The 16,192-nt window shown below is 57.2% G+C and carries 14 protein-coding genes; 3 read left to right on the top strand and 11 right to left on the bottom strand.

Annotated features, from left to right (window positions below; all coding sequences use genetic code 11):
- Positions 1 to 94: 94 nt before the first annotated feature.
- A complete protein-coding gene (locus tag Q1A51_RS23330) occupies positions 95 to 766 on the top strand; it encodes a response regulator transcription factor (protein ID WP_299606465.1) in 672 nt (223 codons plus the stop codon).
- A 114-nt stretch (positions 767 to 880) separates the two neighbouring features.
- On the opposite strand, the gene Q1A51_RS23325 is transcribed toward Q1A51_RS23330, so the two are convergent.
- The 7 genes from Q1A51_RS23325 to Q1A51_RS23295 are packed head-to-tail and all read right to left on the bottom strand — an operon-like array spanning position 881 to position 9,670.
- Positions 881 to 1,618, bottom strand: a complete 738-nt coding sequence (locus Q1A51_RS23325; RefSeq protein ID WP_299606467.1) for an amino acid ABC transporter ATP-binding protein — start codon at positions 1,616 to 1,618, stop codon at positions 881 to 883.
- 16 nt (positions 1,619 to 1,634) lie between these two features.
- On the bottom strand, positions 1,635 to 1,979 hold the full coding sequence (locus Q1A51_RS23320) for a RidA family protein (RefSeq protein WP_299606470.1): 345 nt from the start codon (positions 1,977 to 1,979) through the stop codon (positions 1,635 to 1,637).
- A 3-nt stretch (positions 1,980 to 1,982) separates the two neighbouring features.
- Positions 1,983 to 3,890, bottom strand: a complete 1,908-nt coding sequence (locus Q1A51_RS23315) for a propionyl-CoA synthetase (RefSeq protein WP_299606473.1) — start codon at positions 3,888 to 3,890, stop codon at positions 1,983 to 1,985.
- A gap of 10 nt (positions 3,891 to 3,900) precedes the next feature.
- Positions 3,901 to 4,644 carry an SDR family oxidoreductase gene (locus tag Q1A51_RS23310; RefSeq protein ID WP_299606476.1) on the bottom strand — a complete coding sequence of 248 codons (744 nt, stop codon included), beginning with the start codon at positions 4,642 to 4,644 and terminating at the stop codon, positions 3,901 to 3,903.
- A 17-nt stretch (positions 4,645 to 4,661) separates the two neighbouring features.
- Positions 4,662 to 6,308, bottom strand: coding sequence for a hydantoinase B/oxoprolinase family protein (locus Q1A51_RS23305; RefSeq protein ID WP_299606478.1), 1,647 nt, complete (start codon positions 6,306 to 6,308; stop codon positions 4,662 to 4,664).
- Positions 6,305 to 8,392 carry a hydantoinase/oxoprolinase family protein gene (locus tag Q1A51_RS23300; RefSeq protein WP_299606481.1) on the bottom strand — a complete coding sequence of 696 codons (2,088 nt, stop codon included), beginning with the start codon at positions 8,390 to 8,392 and terminating at the stop codon, positions 6,305 to 6,307. The genes Q1A51_RS23305 and Q1A51_RS23300 overlap by 4 nt, the downstream gene beginning before the upstream one ends.
- Before the next feature lie 3 nt (positions 8,393 to 8,395).
- Complete coding sequence (locus Q1A51_RS23295) at positions 8,396 to 9,670, bottom strand: FAD-binding oxidoreductase (protein WP_299606484.1); 1,275 nt, start codon at positions 9,668 to 9,670, stop codon at positions 8,396 to 8,398.
- A 117-nt stretch (positions 9,671 to 9,787) separates the two neighbouring features.
- Here Q1A51_RS23295 and Q1A51_RS23290 point away from each other — a divergent pair, with 117 nt between their 5' ends.
- Positions 9,788 to 10,189 carry a rhodanese-like domain-containing protein gene (locus Q1A51_RS23290; RefSeq protein ID WP_299606487.1) on the top strand — a complete coding sequence of 134 codons (402 nt, stop codon included), beginning with the start codon at positions 9,788 to 9,790 and terminating at the stop codon, positions 10,187 to 10,189.
- A gap of 1 nt (position 10,190) precedes the next feature.
- Here Q1A51_RS23290 and Q1A51_RS23285 read toward each other — a convergent pair whose 3' ends face one another.
- Entirely contained in the window at positions 10,191 to 10,919 is a 729-nt protein-coding gene (locus tag Q1A51_RS23285; protein ID WP_299671584.1) for an IclR family transcriptional regulator, read from the bottom strand.
- Between the two features lie 59 nt (positions 10,920 to 10,978).
- Positions 10,979 to 13,282 carry a molybdopterin-dependent oxidoreductase gene (locus tag Q1A51_RS23280; protein ID WP_299606492.1) on the bottom strand — a complete coding sequence of 768 codons (2,304 nt, stop codon included), beginning with the start codon at positions 13,280 to 13,282 and terminating at the stop codon, positions 10,979 to 10,981.
- Between the two features lie 203 nt (positions 13,283 to 13,485).
- Between Q1A51_RS23280 and Q1A51_RS23275 the strand changes: the two genes are divergently transcribed.
- Positions 13,486 to 14,127, top strand: a complete 642-nt coding sequence (locus Q1A51_RS23275; RefSeq protein ID WP_299606496.1) for a VOC family protein — start codon at positions 13,486 to 13,488, stop codon at positions 14,125 to 14,127.
- A 117-nt stretch (positions 14,128 to 14,244) separates the two neighbouring features.
- Here the strand turns inward: Q1A51_RS23275 and Q1A51_RS23270 are convergent, their stop codons facing one another.
- Positions 14,245 to 15,333 (bottom strand): amino acid ABC transporter permease, encoded by a 1,089-nt coding sequence (locus Q1A51_RS23270; RefSeq protein WP_299606499.1) that lies wholly within the window; start codon positions 15,331 to 15,333, stop codon positions 14,245 to 14,247.
- A gap of 1 nt (position 15,334) precedes the next feature.
- Positions 15,335 to 16,192: ABC transporter permease subunit (locus tag Q1A51_RS23265; RefSeq protein WP_299671575.1), on the bottom strand; the 858-nt coding region annotated here is incomplete at its 5' end.

Raw genomic sequence — 16,192 nt, 5'->3', positions numbered from 1 at the left:
AAGCGGAGATTTGGATTATTCAACACAGAACGATAGCTGATGTCATGGGCCGGTTTCAGTCCCTGACACGAATTGAATTTGGGTGGAGCCAATTATGAACATCCTTCTTGTCGAAGATGAAAACCGCGTTGCAGACTTTATTCGGCGCGGATTATCCGCCGAAGGCTGGTCCGTTGACCATGCCGCTGACGGGGAAGAAGCGCTCGAACACGCAGCGTCCAACACATATGATGTCATCCTGCTTGACCTGATGCTTCCGGGCATTCAGGGGCAGGACGTGTGTCGCAAATTGCGCGCACGCAAGTCAAAAACCCCGATTTTGATGCTGACGGCACTCGATAGTCCGGAAGAGAAAGTCGAGGGTTTGAAAATTGGTGCCGATGATTATCTGCCCAAGCCCTTTGACTTTGATGAGCTCATTGCCCGTGTTGAAGCGCTTCATCGTCGCGCGACCAACTATGCGGTAGATGCCAGCGATACAGTTGTCACAAGTGGCTCACTCACCTTTGACCGTGAATCCTTGCAGGTCTGCATCAATGGCGAAGAGATCGAAATGTCAAAGAAGGAACGTGATTTGCTCCTGCTTTTTTTGACTAATCCAGGTCGCGTTCTGTCGCGCGAGCGGATTTTAAACGCGGTCTGGGGGCTGAACGCTGACCCGCTAACCAACGTGGTTGATGTGTATGTGGGGCGTCTTCGTCGCAAGATTGGCGACGAGGGTGCGCGGATCGTGACCCTGCGCAATGTCGGATACCGAATGAACTGAGCGGTATGGGTCAGGCTTGTCTGCATAGTGCAGACTCAAGCGCGAGCGATGCCTGCTGCGGATGCCTTTTCGCAGCAGTGCAGCACGTACGCGGCTTGGAACCGGCGCTGTGATCTAGTGACTGAGAACCTGATCAAGGAACGTCTTGGTGCGACCGCTTTTGGGGGCGCTGAAGAAGCTTTCGGGATCACCCTCTTCGATGATTTCGCCTGCATCCATAAATATCACACGGTCGGCGACCTTGCGCGCAAAGCCCATTTCGTGCGTGACGCAGATCATCGTCATGCCTTCCTGGGCTAGCGTAACCATCACATCCAGGACTTCACCGATCATCTCCGGATCAAGCGCCGATGTTGGTTCATCGAACAACAGGATTTCGGGTTTCATGCACAGCGCGCGGGCGATGGCGACGCGTTGCTGCTGGCCACCTGACAATTGTCCGGGAAACTTCTCGGCCTGATTGGCGATCTGAACCTTTGACAGATAACCCATGGCTGTCTCTTCGGCTTCTTCGCGTGAGATTTTGCGCGCTAGCATTGGTGCCAACGTGCAGTTGTCCAGGATGCTCAGATGCGGGAACAGGTTGAAATGCTGAAAGCACATCCCGACTTCGCGCCGCATTTCCTCAATGTTCGGTGCGTCTGCGCTGATTTCTTCCCCGTTGATCATGATTTGGCCGGACTGGTGTTCTTCCAACTGGTTGATCGTGCGGATCATTGTGGATTTGCCGGACCCGGATGGTCCACACACAACGATTTTTTCGCCCTTCATCACCCTCAGGTCGACGTCCCTTAGTGCGTGATAGGTGCCGTACCACTTGTTGACTTGCTTCATTTCGACAGCTGGCTGCATGACTATCTCCCTTGGGTCAGTCTTTTATGGCTGCGGTTACGATGATTTCGACTTTCAGAACATCACGGGCCAGCCTGGCTTCGCCGCAGGCGCGTGCGGGCGCATGTCCTTGCGGCACCCATGCATCCCAGACAGCGTTCATCTCAACAAAATCGGCCATATCGGCGAGCCAGATCACGGCCTGCAGTATGTGTTCTCGATCCGAACCTGCTTCTGTCAGCAGTTCATCGACACGCGACAGACAATCTGCAGTTTGTTCTGCAACACTGTCCCCTGCCCCGACTTGGCCGCACAGATAGGCAACACCGTTGTGCTTGACGATCTTGCTCATGCGGTTAGAGGTGTGGAGCCGTTCAATCATGATCTATCCAATCAGGTTGCGCGCGTTCAAAGCGTCGGTGATTTCGGTCAGGATCGCGGGGTCATCGATTGCGGCAGGCTGTTTGTAGTCCGCAGCATCCGCGATATTTTGCATTGTTCCGCGCAGCACCTTGCCCGACCGTGTTTTGGGCAGGCGGATCACGGGCACGGCTGTCTTGAACGCTGCCACGGCACCGATCCTGGCGCGCACCAGTTTCACCAGTTCCTGTTCAAGCTCTGCCACGTCGCGGTTGACGCCATCGTTGGTAACGTAGAAGCCAAGTGGCATCTGCCCCTTGAGCGCATCGGCCTTGCCGACAACTGCGCATTCGGCAATATCGGGATGGCTGGCAATGACCTCTTCCATCGCACCTGTAGAAAGGCGGTGGCCCGCGACATTGATGATGTCATCGGTGCGCGCCATTATGAAGACATAGCCGTCTTCATCAATGATGCCTGCGTCCGAGGTGGCATAGAAGCCCGGGAACTCATCCATGTAGGAGGATAGGAAGCGTTCAGGTGCATTCCACAATGTCGGGAAGCCAGAGGGCGGCAGCGGCAGTTTGCACACGATGTTGCCAAGCGTGCCCGGGGGGACCGGGTTGCCTTCGTCATCCAAGACCCGGATGTCGTAGCCTGGCATGGGTTTTCCGGGTGAGCCAAGCTTGATCGGAAAGGCGCCAAGCCCCACCGGGTTACCGGACATGGCCCAGCCGGTTTCAGTTTGCCACCAGTGGTCAATCACAGGCCGATCCAGTTTCTCTTGCGCCCATTCGATGGTCGCGGGATCCGACCGCTCACCGGCCAGAAACAGTGTCCGAAAATGGCTAAGGTCGTAGTCAGCGATCAGCGCCCCGGTCGGGTCTTCCTTCTTGATGGCGCGGAAAGCCGTCGGCGCGGTGAAAAGGGCCGCCACCTTGTGATCCTGGATGACGCGCCAGAAGGCACCCGCATCGGGCGTACCTACCGGCTTGCCCTCGTACATCACCGTGGCACAGCTGTGCAGCAGTGGTCCGTAGCAGATATATGAATGACCCACGACCCAACCCACGTCCGAAGCGGCCCAGAAGACCTCGCCCGGCGTGAGGCCGTAATGGTGTTCCATCGTCCATTTCAGGGCGACCATGTGACCGCCGGTGTCACGGACCACGCCCTTGGGTTGGCCGGTCGTGCCGGATGTGTAAAGGATGTATGCCGGGTCTGTGGCTGCAACCGGGATGCATTCGGTGCCTTGCCCTGCGTTCAAAGCCGCATCGACCTGCTCGGCATAATCCAGATCGCGCCCTTGTGTCAGTTCGCAGGGATGCACCTGACGTTGCAGGATAAGGCACGCGTCCGGCTTTGCGGTTGCAATGTCAATGGCTTCGTCGAGCAGCGGTTTGTAGGCTACGACACGCCCCGGCTCGATCCCGCAGGAGGCCGAGACGATCACCTTGGGCGCGGCATCGTCGATCCGCGTAGCGAGTTCGCTGGCCGCAAAACCGCCGAATACAACCGAGTGGATGGCCCCCAACCGTGCGCAAGCCAGCATGGCAAACACCGCTTCGGGCACCATTGGCATGTAGATGATCACCCGGTCGCCCTTGGTCACACCTATGCCGCGTAGAACATGTGCCAAAGCACTCACGCGATCCGTCATTTCGCTGAACGTGAAACGCGATACGCTATCTGTTACGGGGCTGTCATGGACGAGGGCAAGGCGATCCCCATGTCCTGCCTCAACGTGCCGATCAAGGCAGTTGTAGCAGGTGTTGCACATCGCCCCCTCAAACCAGCGCCCATAGACACCAAGATGAGGGTTAAACACTGAAGTTGCTGGTTCGAACCAGTCGATGCCCTCCGCCGCCTTGCCCCAGAAAGCAACCGGATCATCCCGCCATGCGGCGTAGGTTTCAGCGTAGCGGGAAGACATCGTCAGGGCCTCAGCACGTGTAGTTCAGGCCAAGGCGTCCACCATCAACATAGATGGTCTCGCCCGTGACATAGCTGGATTTCGGAGAGCACAGGAACGCGACCACATCGCCGATTTCCCGGGCGCTGCCCGCGCGGCCCAGCGGTGTGCGAGACATGGCTGTTTTGAAGGCCTCGGGGTTGGCGTTCACACCTGCCATCATCTCTGTGTCGATAGAGCCGGGGCCCACGGCGTTCACGCGGATGTTGTTCTTGGCCAGTGCCAGCGCTGCAACCTTGGTCAATTGCATGACGCCCCCTTTGGACGCGCAATAGGCTGGGATCGCCGGGATTGCGACCTGCGCGTTGATCGACGACATGTTGACGATTGCGCCCTCGATCCCCTTGTCCACCATGGTCCGTGCCGCCCGCTGGGTTGCCACGAAAACGCCGCGCAGATTGACGCCAAGAACAGTGTCGAACGTGTCGAGTTCATAGCTGAGGAAGTCACCCGGCATAGCAATGCCCGCGTTGTTCACCAATGCGCTGACCGGCCCATGTTCGGCTTCGATGGTGTCAAACAGGGCGTTGATCGCATCCACGTTGCCGAAGTCGCAGATGTACCCTGCTCCGCCCAGTCGCTCAGCCTCGGCCTTCACGGTATCCTTGATGTCAGCCAGGATGACTTTGTAGCCGTCTTCAGCAAGCGCTTCGGCGCAGGCCAGTCCGATCCCTTGAGCGGCGCCGGAAATCAAAGCGATGGGTGTGTCTGTCATGGTCAACGATCCTGTGTCTATTCGTATCCGTAGTCGGATTTGGCTTGTTCGGGTGTGATCAGACCAGCCGCAATGTCAGCTGCAACCTGGCTCTTGTCACGGTTGGATGGCGCACCGTAGCCGCCACCCCCCGGAAGGCTCAACCGCAGACGTTGACCGTTCTTGATTAACTGACGACCTTTCGAGCGCAGCGCGGTCCCATCCGACAATTCAACGCGCCCAAGAGCGCCAGGATTGCCGCCGTCCCGGCCACGCGCGGCGTTGTGCACGCGGTCAAACATTGCGTTGAAATAGAAATCATACCCTTCGCGCGGCTCGATCTCTATCGTCTGACCTAACCCACCGCGCAGTGTTCCAGCCCCGCCCGATCCGGCGCGAAGGTCTTTGCGCCAGACGGTGATAGGGCCGACATGTTCCGTGGCTTCCACGCTCATTGTAGAAACGCCAGATGGAAAGGCTGTGGCGGACAGCCCGTCATGCGCTGGCCTCGCGCCGGTTCCCCCCGAATTGAACATCAACACTTCACGATTGGGCAGATCGCTGGCAGGATCGCTGGCGCGGGCAGAGATTTGAATGTTCCAAAGGGCTGATGACCCTTCTGCCGGGACGGTTTCCGGCATGGCCTTGTGCAGTGCGCCTAACACGACGTCCGGCACCAGATGCCCCATCACGTGGCGCACAGAGACTGGTGCTGGGCGCTTGGCGGCCAGAATACAGCCTTCGGGTGCGGTGATCTGAAAGGGTTCCAGAGAGCCGGTGTTATTGGGCACCTGCGGGGCGATCGCGCATTTCAGGCCATAGCAGGCGTAGGCGCGGGTATAGACCTCGGGGCAGTTCACGCCGAACTTGCTCATGCCCGATGTGCCTGCAAAGTCGGCCAACAGGGTATCGCGCTTGATGTCCAGCCGCACTTCCATATGCACAGGTGCATCGTAACCATCGACCTGCATGGTGTGAGTGAAGCTGCCATCGGCCACTTTTGAAATCGCTTCGTGCGTGGCCTTGCGGCTTGTGTCGATGATGAAGTCGGATAGGTCGTCGATATTGTCGATGCCGAACTCGTCCAGCATGGCCTGCAAGCGCCGGTCGCCCGCCTCGTTGCAGGCGGCCAGCGAGTAGATATCGCCAACCGTCTGATCCGGTGTGCGGACATTGGCCCGGATCAGGCGCAACAGATCCTTGGAGACCTGACCACGCTCGGCAAACTTCATGATCGGGATCAGCAGACCCTCTTCATAGACCTCGTTCCCGTCCGGCCCAAAACCACGCCCGCCGATATCCACGACATGCGCCGTGCAGGCGAAGTAACCAATGTGCGTCCCCTTGCGGAACACGGGTGAAACGATGGTAATGTCGTGCAGGTGCCCCGTCCCCAGCCAAGGGTCGTTGGTGATCAGTACGTCCCGTTCGAACATGTCCTGCGCGCCGATCTCGGCCACGAAGTGGGTCACACTCTCGGCCATCGCGTTCACGTGTCCGGGTGTCCCTGTGACCGCTTGCGCGATCATTCGGCCCTGTCGGTCGAACAGGCCAGCCGATAGGTCGCCGGCCTCGCGGACAGAGGTGGAAAAGGCGGTGCGGATCAGCGTTGTCGCCTGTTCCTCGACCACTGCGATCAGACGGTTCCACATGATCTGAAAGTCGATGCTACTGGGGGTGCTCATGGGGCGTCCTCCTTGCGCAGAAGAAGCAGGCTGCCATCCCCCTGCCCTATCACTTTGTAGGCTGATGTGACGATGGTGGTGGTTTCACGCTCGACAACAATGGCGGGGCCGTCGATGGTCATTCCGGGGGTGAGCGCCTCGCGTGCGACTTCCTGTGCTTCGACAGTTTTTCGTTTGGCGGCGTCATAGAATGTCCTGCTGCGCAGCGCGTTGGCCCCGGCGCCATTTGAGTGGCGCTCTGCTCTGGCGACCGCAGGCAACACGGTTGAGACAATCAACGACCAGTTTGTTATTTCACAGGCCAGCCCATCAATCGTCCGACCAAAGAGCGCGCGATAGGCGTCCTCAAATGCAGCAAGGATCAAAGTGCTGTCGGACTCTTCAAACACCTTGTGCGGGAGCGGTACGGGTATCTCCCATCCCTGCCCCGAATACCGCATGAAGGCGGTGAGCTTGGTTTCGGTCTCCTGACCTTTGGCACCGGCATCGACAAAGGCGCGTGCCTCGCCCTCCAATTCCTGCAGCATGGCGTTGACTGCACTGGCATCCAATGCGGCCAGGCGCTGGAACATCCCGCGCGAGGCTTCGTAGCTGAACGGTGCCTTCAAGAACCCGATGGCCGAACCGACACCCGCCCCCGGTGGGATCAGCAGCGCCTTGATGCCCAGTTTTTCGCACAGGCGGCAGGCGTGCAGCGGGGCACCCCCACCAAAGCCGATCATAGTGAAGTGTTCGATGTCGCGGCCATTCTCAACCGTGTGGACGCGGGCTGCGTTGGCCATGTTTTCATCGACCATCTCGGTCACGCCGAAGGCCGCGTCCTGTACGCTAAGCCCGGTCGTTTCGGTCAGGCGCGACGCAACGGCCTTGTCAGATGCATCGGGGTGCAATGGAATTGCACCGCCGGCAAAATTCTCGGGGTCCAGACGACCCAGCAGCAGGTTGGAATCCGTGACTGTCGGTTCCTGTCCACCTCGCCCATAGCACGCTGGTCCGGGTTCGGAGGCTGCCGATTTTGGGCCGACCTGGATACGGCCCATCGCATCGATGGAGGCGATGGACCCGCCACCTGCGCCAATCTCGACCATCTCGACCACCGGGGTCGAGACGGTCATGCCGGACCCCTTTTTGAAGCGATAAGTGCGCGCAACCTCGAACATGTTGGCGGTTTTGGGCGCCCCGTCTTCGATCAAACACATCTTGGCTGTCGTGCCGCCCATGTCGAAGCTCAGCACCTTGCCCAGCCCATGCGCGCGGGCGTAGTCAGCGGCAAAGATGGCACCACCGGCTGGTCCGGATTCCAGTAGGCGCACAGGCTGCTCTGCTGCATCTTCAACCGACATCAAGCCACCGCCCGAGTGCAGCATGAAGACCGGCGCGCCGACGCCTGCGTCTTTGAGCCGCTGCACAAGGCGGCCCAGATAGTCTGCGACCTGTGGCTGCACATAGGCATTTGCAATGACGGTGTTGAAGCGCGGCAGTTCTCGCATCTGCGGGGAAATCACGGACGAGATCGAAATCGACAGGTCGGGCTCTGCTGCGCGCAGCGCCTCTGCCATCTGCACTTCGTGCGCGTCGTTGGCATAGGAATGTATCAAACCAATGGCGACAGCGTCATAGTCACCTGCCGTGATCGTCTGAACCATCTGCTCAACTTCGTCTCGGTCCAAAGGAAGCAGCACTTCACCGGATGGGCCCATCCGTTCGTTCAAGGTGAGCCGGTGTTGTCGCGCCACCAATGGTATAGGAAGTGTCAGGTTGAGGTCATATTGTTCAAACCGGTTCTCGGACCGCATTTCGATCACGTCCCTGAACCCTTCGGTTGTGATAAAGGCCAGCTTTGCGCCCCGACGCTCAATCAGGGCGTTGGTGACCAGCGTGGTGCCGTGAATGACCTGTTCAATCGCACCCAGATCAATCCCTGCCTGATCGGCAGCAAGCTGAATGCCGTCCAGAATCGCCTGTTCCGGCTGCGCGTAGTTGGTCAGAACCTTGCATGTCGAGAGACCGCCCGCGTGCGCAAGTGCAACATCCGTAAAGGTCCCGCCAATATCAACGCCGACGCGGGTCTTGAAATTCGTCATGTTCTATATTGCCTTGAGCACTTGGTTGGCGGTGAATGCAGACTGATAGATGCGTGAAACGATTGGTGCGGTCGGGACGGTTTGTAGGGCTGTCATTGGCAATGGCAGATCGGCGCGATCCATACCTGTCAACAAACCCGCCATCGTTTCGCCGAACATAGTACCGGTTGTAATCCCGCGCCCGTTGTACCCGATGGGTGTGAACAGATTGACGTCCAATTCGTAGATCCGCGGCAAGTGATCGGGGGTCATGGCGATCTGTCCATGCCATGCTTCGTCAAACTCAAACTGTCCCAAGTTGGGGAAGATGCGGGCAATCTGCTTTTTGGCCCAGCGATGTGACAGGCCTTGGTCCTTGGACCCTATAACCTTGCCCATGGAGCCGACCAGTAAACGATTGAACGCATCACGGCGGATGTTGAACATGATCTGTCCCGTGTCCCAAAGTCCCTGCTTGCCGGGCAAGATGTGATCAGCTTCTGGTCCCAGGGGTTTTGTCGCCAGCTGGAAATAATGGATCATCGTGAAAATGCGGCTCAGATTGGGCCATAGATCATCCGTATAAGCATTTGTGCCCAGGATGACCGCTTTGGCCGTCACCGTACCTTTGTCAGTTTCCACTTTCCAAAGACTGCCATCCCGTTCCAACTTGGTTGCTCTCACCCCGGTACTGATCGCGGCACCTGCCCCCATCGCGGCACGGGCCAGACCACGGCAATAGCCCATTGGATTGATGGTGCCACAGCGATGGTCAAGCAAACCGCCATGAAAGTGGTTGGTCCCAATCATGTCCGAGACCTGTTCGCGCGAAAGCAGGTCCACCGGTTCACCAAGCCGTTGCCATTCTTCGTGGCGTTCTTTGAGATCAATGTAGCCACTGGGGCCGTGCGCCGCGTGGATTGTCCCGGTGCGTGTGACCTCGCATCTGATCTGGTGCTTTTCGATCAGTGAGAAAACGTACTTTGGGCCACTGCCGAACTTCTTGATAAAGCGTGGGCCATATAGAGTGCCCAGCTTTTCGCGCACTTTCTGAGGTTGCAGCCACAGGGCGGCGTTCACCAACCCGCAATTGCGGCCCGACCCTCCATATCCGATCTGCTTGGCTTCCAGAACATGCGCCGACAGGCCCTTTTCGGCGCAATGCAGTGCCGTTGAAAGTCCAGTGAAGCCGCCACCTACGATGGCAACGTCAACCGTAACATCGCCCAGAGTTTCGTTTTCATAATCCGCCTCTGCGGCTGACGTGTCCCAAAGAGAAACGGCGGTATCTTTTGTCATGATAGCGACCTCTTTCAAGGTTCAGACCAGCGGTCACATGCGTTACCCTCAAGGTTGCAACACGCAAGATTGTGTGTCAATATATGAAATACATATTCTAAATAACGGCACACTCAGATGAGCAAACTCAAGACAACAGCAGCAGACATGGTCAAGGCGGCCCGCGACCGGATCGAAGAGATTGAAACGGCGGATCTGATCGGTATGGTGGATGACCCGGACGTTGTCATCGTGGACATTCGTGACATTCGCGAGCGGCAGCGCACAGGCGCAATCCCCGGATCGGTTCACGCACCGCGTGGCATGATCGAATTCTGGGTCGACCCCGACAGCCCTTACTACAAGGATGTGTTTGGCCAGGAGGACAAGAAGTATGTCTTCCACTGTGCGTCAGGATGGAGGTCCGCTTTGACCGTTGCCACGTTGCAGGACATGGGTTTTCAGGCGGCGCATTTGAAAGAAGGTTTCTCGACCTGGGCAGACAAGGGTGGTCCGGTTGAGATGATAGAAAAGAAGTAGCCTAGGTTTTGGCGACCTTGCCAGAAACGCTGGCTGCGGCGTGTGCCACCAATGATCCCAGCCAATCGATTCCTTTGTCCGGCATGTTTATGTTGGGCAAGGAAATGCCCAAGGCTGCAATCGCTTGGCCATTCGGGAGGCTGATTGCGGCACCCACACTCAGAATCCTATCCCGGAACTCGCCCTTGTCATAGGCATAGCCTTGGCGGCGTGTTTCATCGACGTCAGCGTCAAGGTCAGTCAGGTTGGTGATTGTCAGGTCTGTGTGCCGGGTCAGTCGTCCGCTAACCTGAGCCCGCAATGCGTCATAGTTCTGTGCAAGAATGGCTTTGCCCGTGCCCACGCAATGTATGGGCGCTGATCCACCTACGGGATTCCACGACCTGATCGGTTTTGAGCTCTCGCGCTTGTCGATATAGATCACTGAAAGATCTTCAGGCACTGCCAGATAGATAGCTTCGCCCGTTTCGCTCGAAAGGTATTTCATTTCGGGTGCAGCGAGTTCGCGCAGGTTGAGATTATCCAGAAGGATTCGGCCCACCTGCCATGTTTTCAGTGTGGCTGCATAAGTTTTGTCCGGGCTTTGGCGGACGTATCCGAGCACGGTCAGGGATTGCAGCAACCGGAACGTATTGGACTTGGTCAAGTCCAACGCTTTGGAAAGCTCGGTCACACCCATGCTTGAGGGTGAGGACGCCAACGTTTCAAGAATGGACAGGCCCTTTGACAGGGTCGAGTCGACCTTGGGTTCCTTCGTCTCAGTGATTGTGTCGTCCTCCGCTCTGGTCGCTATGAACCGCGCCCCGGCTCACTGTATAGAGTGGGCGCGTCATGTACAGTGATGTCCGGTAGGTCACCTTCAAAACGATGCAACGAAACTCTGGCCGAATGCGACGCTGGTGACTGCGACAGATTCGACGTCCGCAAATCGTGCGTCAGGACATTCGGGTTCCCATGCCGATCGCGGGACTGAGGGGCGCTAAAGTCCGGATCCCACCACGCGCCTGTCCAAAGGAAGATAGACCCTTCCAGGATTTCGTCAGTGACCCGGGCGCCGGCCATACAACGGCCACGCGCGTTGAATATTTCTACGATATCCCCGTCCGACACCCCTCGTCGGGTGGCGTCCTTTGGATGGATCAAAACTGGTTCACGCCCCTTGATCTTGTGGCTGAGGCTATAGTCTCCGTTGTCCAGCTGGCTGTGCAGCCGCGTTTTGGGTTGGCCGGACAAGAGATACAGGTCACCTTGACCCGTCTCCAAATCGCGAGGCGGGAAGAAACTGGCGTGACCTTTGCAATCCGGTAGGTCAAAGGACGCCAGTGTTTCAGAATAGATTTCGATCCGTCCGCTTGGAGTTGGCAGCGGATTGGCAACAGGGTCTGATCTAAATTCGGCCAGAAAGACCTGATTTGGCGATGGATCTGGGATCTTAATAACGTCGCCAGCTTGGAAAGCGTCCCAATCGGGTAGATCAACGCCATGGTTTGCACCGGTCTCTTGCGTCTGGTTCCAAATGTGTTTCATCCAGTCGAGGCTGCTGCGCTGTTCGCTGAAGGCATTCTTTGTGCCCAACCTGGCCGCAAGATCACAATAGATGTCATATTCAACGCGCGCTTCACCTGGAGCATCTGCAAGTTTATGCATTGGGACAAGCGCGTTGTCTGATTTCCCGGCTCCGAAATCCTCCCGTTCCTGCGCAGCCGCAACAGGCAGAACGATGTCCGCGTGTCGCGCCATCGTTGTCCAGTTCAAATCATTGACGATCACAGTTTCCGGGCGCTGAAACGCGTCGTGGAGGCGGCCCAAGTCCTGATGATGGTGAAACGGATTGCCGCCCGCCCACCAAACAAGGCGCGCATCAGGGAAGGTACGGGTTTCACCACGATATGGATAAGTGCCACGAGGGTTCAGCAGCATCTCGGCAATCATTGCAACGGGGATGTAGTTACCGACCGGGTTCTTGCCTTGCGGCAGGCTTCCCCATCGAAACAACCTCTCCATATTGCCGACGTTGCCGTTCACCCCGTAACCGATCACATAGCCACCACCGGGCAATCCGATTTGTCCCAGCATTGCGGCCAACGTAACCGCCATCCAAAGCGGTTGTTCCCCATAGTCCGCGCGCTGTACTCCGGCGGCAACGGAAATCATGCAGCGGCTTTTGGCCATACGGCGGGCGAGTGTTCGGATACCATTGGCGCTGCATCCCGTATAACCCGCCGCCCATTCGGGTGTTTTGGGTATGCCGTCGGCCTTGCCTGACAGGTATGCTTCGAAGTGATCGAAACCTACGCAGTAGCGTTCGAGGAAGGCATGGTCCAAAAGATCTTCGGACCACAGAACGAATGCCAGTCCAAGCATCAAGCCCGTATCTGATCCGGGATTCGCCGGCATCCATTCCGCCTTCAGGACCGGGTCGGTATCCGAACGCAAAGGGCTGATGTTCACGAACTCAACGCCGTTTTGAGCACATTTGCGTATGTTGTCTTGCATTCGGTGTGTCGCAATTCCGCCGTCGCTCACTTGCGTGTTGCGCTTTGCCATACCGCCAAACATGACCACCAGATCACTGTGATCCGCAATGACAGTCCATCGCGTTGCCTGCGCCACATGCTGGCGAAACGGACCGACAATGTAAGGCATCATGACGAGCGCAGCATTGTAGCTGTAGTTGCCTTCCGAGAACGAAAAGCCGCCGACCGTGTTTAGAAACCGTTTCAGTTGACTTTGCGCATGGTGGAAGCGGCCGGCGCTTGACCAGCCATATGATCCGGCAAAGATGCTTTCGTTACCATGGTCGCGGCGCACACGCTGAACCTCGTCGGCAATCAGGTCCAGTGCGTGACCCCATGACACTTCGACGAACGCATCTCTGCCGCGTGGCTTCGCCGTTCGGTTCCCCTCCAGCCAGCTTTTGCGGATGGCTGGCCGTAGAATGCGTGCACGACCGTTCAAACTGCTCGCAATATTGTCATTGATGGGAGAGGGGTCCGGATCGTCCAGGTGGCCGGTCACTTTTGCAATACGTCCGTTGACGATCTGGGCGCGCCCAACACCCCAATGATTTGCCGTGAGCCTTGATGTCGTCACCCGGTATGCCTCGATGTAATTGTGCTGCTATGTTGAACAGTAATGCTTGATATTGACACAATATTGCAGCTCTGTCAGGGTGAATTCAATATGGGATCACTCAATACCCAATTCATCAAGCCGCATGACTATTTCTAACCATTTTGTTCAATACGGGCGGCTCGCAAAGGCGGGTGGATTGAAATCACAAACGGACCCGCACCATGCCTAACAACAAGATCGACCATTTCGCCATAGGAGCAGATACGCTCGAACAGGGCATTTCAACACTAAAGACTACGCTTGGTGTTGATGTGCCGCGCGGCGGCAAGCATGACGCGATGAGCACCCACAACTGTGTTATGCAATCTGGCAACGACAGCTTTTTTGAGTTGATCGCCATTGATCCAGATGCGCCCGCCGATCCCGGCCGGGCGCGTTGGTTCACACTGGACGATCCAAAAACTCAGACGCGGTTGCTGGAACGGCCTCGCGCGCTGTGCTGGGTGGTTGGCACAGATGATCTGGATGCTGTCATAGCCGCGTCACCAATCGAGTTGGGGGAGGTCGTGCTGTTTACCCGCGGTGACCGGTCGTGGCGCTTGACCGTGCCAAAGGATGGTAGCCTGCCGATGCAGGGCCTTTTGCCAGCTTTTATCGAATGGTCCCCGGGCCCGCACCCCTCAACTGGTCAACAGGATTTGGGTGTGACCCTGGAGGCTGTGCACCTGAACCACCCTGATCCTGCAACGCTGTCTGCAACGCTGGTTGCGCTTGGCGTTGATCATCTTGCGCAGGTGCATGAAGGGGATATGGCCATGTCGTTTGAACTGAACACGCCGAATGGCTCCGTCACCTTGGACTGACACCAGAGATATCTAAGAACCACGCCTAAAAAGTCATCGGCAAAGGCGTGGTGACCAATCCAGAAAGCAAAAAAGAGCTGCCGCTTGGGCGGCTTTTTAAGTTGCAGAGAGGTTGTTTTAACGCTCTGAAATCGCCATCCGACCCTTCAGATACTCGCCGTATTGACCGAGGGAAAAGATGAAAATCCAGTAGATAGCAGCCACAAAAACGTAGACTTCCAAATAGTATGGTGCCCATTCACCCGTACCGAACGCAGCCTTGGCCGACGCCATCACATCAAAGAAGCCGATGATGATAACGATTGCCGTTTCCTTGAAGGTGATCACTACCATGTTGATGGTCGAGGGGAGGGCATGGCGGAACACTTGCGGCAGTACGATCCGACCCAGAATCTGCCAATAGGTCAATCCGAGCGCCTTGCCTGCTTCGAACTGGCCTTTCGGGATGGCCTGAAAACCGCCACGGAATACTTCAGCTTGATAGCACGCAAAGAACAACGCGAAGGCGATGACTACGCGCCAGATTTTGTCCCCCTCCAACCAGCTTGGCAGGATGATTGGCAGCACAACGGCGGCGGTGAATAGCGTGGTCAAAAGTGGCAGAGATCGAACGAAATCGATCAGCACCACGGCGAAACCACGGACCAATGGCATTTCCGAACGCCGCATCAGCGCGAGGCCCAGGCCCATGGGCATACCCAACAGAACGACTGACGAGAACAAAAACAGTGTGAGTGACAAGCCACCCCATCCATCAGTTGTGACCTGTTGCAGACCCAGCAGGCTGCCTTCCATCAGAAGGTAGTAGGTGGCAAAGCCAGCCATCCAAAGTGTCGCCAACCGCTTGGTGCTCCACATGATGGGAAAGCAGGACAAGACGACGGTTGCTATGATGGCGGCACAGGCTAAGGTTGACCGCCAGTGTTGGTCAAACGGGTACAGGCCGAACAGGATCAGCCTGTGGCGGGCATCAATGACGGCCCAGCACGCCCCTGCCCCGGTGCCTTTTCCGCATTGGCTGACATTCTCTTCAAACCAGACCGCGCGGATGACGGCCCAGTCAAACAGGGTCCAGGCCAGCCAAGCCAGAAGACCAAAGACGACAATCGACAAAGCTGCATCGCTGGGCGACGAAAACGCTCGTTTCCGCAATGCCTGTAGCGCTGACTGTGTCCGGTTTGGTGGAGAAATCGAAAGATCCGCCATGTCAGTGCGCCTTCAGCTTCATACGGGCGTTGAGCCAGTTGGTGAAAACAGCCAGCCCGCCATTCACCAACAGGAATGCCCCCATGAGGATTGCGATTAATTCCAGGGTCTGCCCGGATTGAGTGATGGAGATCGATACAATGTAGAATAGGTCGCTGAACCCGATCGCGACCCCGATCGTTGTCGCCTTCATCATAAAGATCCACTGGTTGCCAAGCGGCGGGATGATGGAGCGAAGAGCCATAGGCATCTTGATGCGCGACCAGATTGCCGCTTTGGTCAACCCAAGAGCCTGGCCTGCCTCAGTCAATCCTTTTGGCACCTGTGCCAAACCACCCCTGACCACCTCGGCAATATAGGCGCTGCCGTAGAGAGTGATCGCGATAATCATCCCGAACAGCTCAATGGGAATGGTTATCCCACCCCGAAACCGCAGGCCCTTAAGTTCCGGGACAGAGAACATTCCGGCGCCCTCGGGTCTAAAGGCAGCGGTAACGGCGAGGCACAGAACGATGGATCCACCGATCCAGACCGCCAGACCACGAAAGAATGGCAGCTTGGTCCAGATCAACAGTACGCCCATCGCCAGCGAAGCTAGTAAAAGTGCCACTGCGATGCCGGGAGAGACGCTCAGGCCCGGCAGCATCATGCCGCGGTTTGACATAAAAACAGTGTCTGCCAATGACATTGCCTGCCGCGGTCCCGGCAAGTTGATCAGAACAGCATAAAGAAACACAAGCTGCAGGATCAGAGGTATGTTCCGAAAGATCTGAACATATACCGTCGCAGCAGTCTTGACGGCGAGGTTGGATGCGTCTCGCGCAGTTCCAATCAAGAACCCGAAGAGGGTGGTTAAAAC

The organism is uncultured Tateyamaria sp. (genome assembly GCF_947496075.1).
Taxonomy (GTDB): Bacteria; Pseudomonadota; Alphaproteobacteria; order Rhodobacterales; family Rhodobacteraceae; genus Tateyamaria.
The sequence above is the reverse complement of the archived record's forward strand: the minus strand, read 5'-3'. Positions and strand labels throughout refer to the sequence as shown.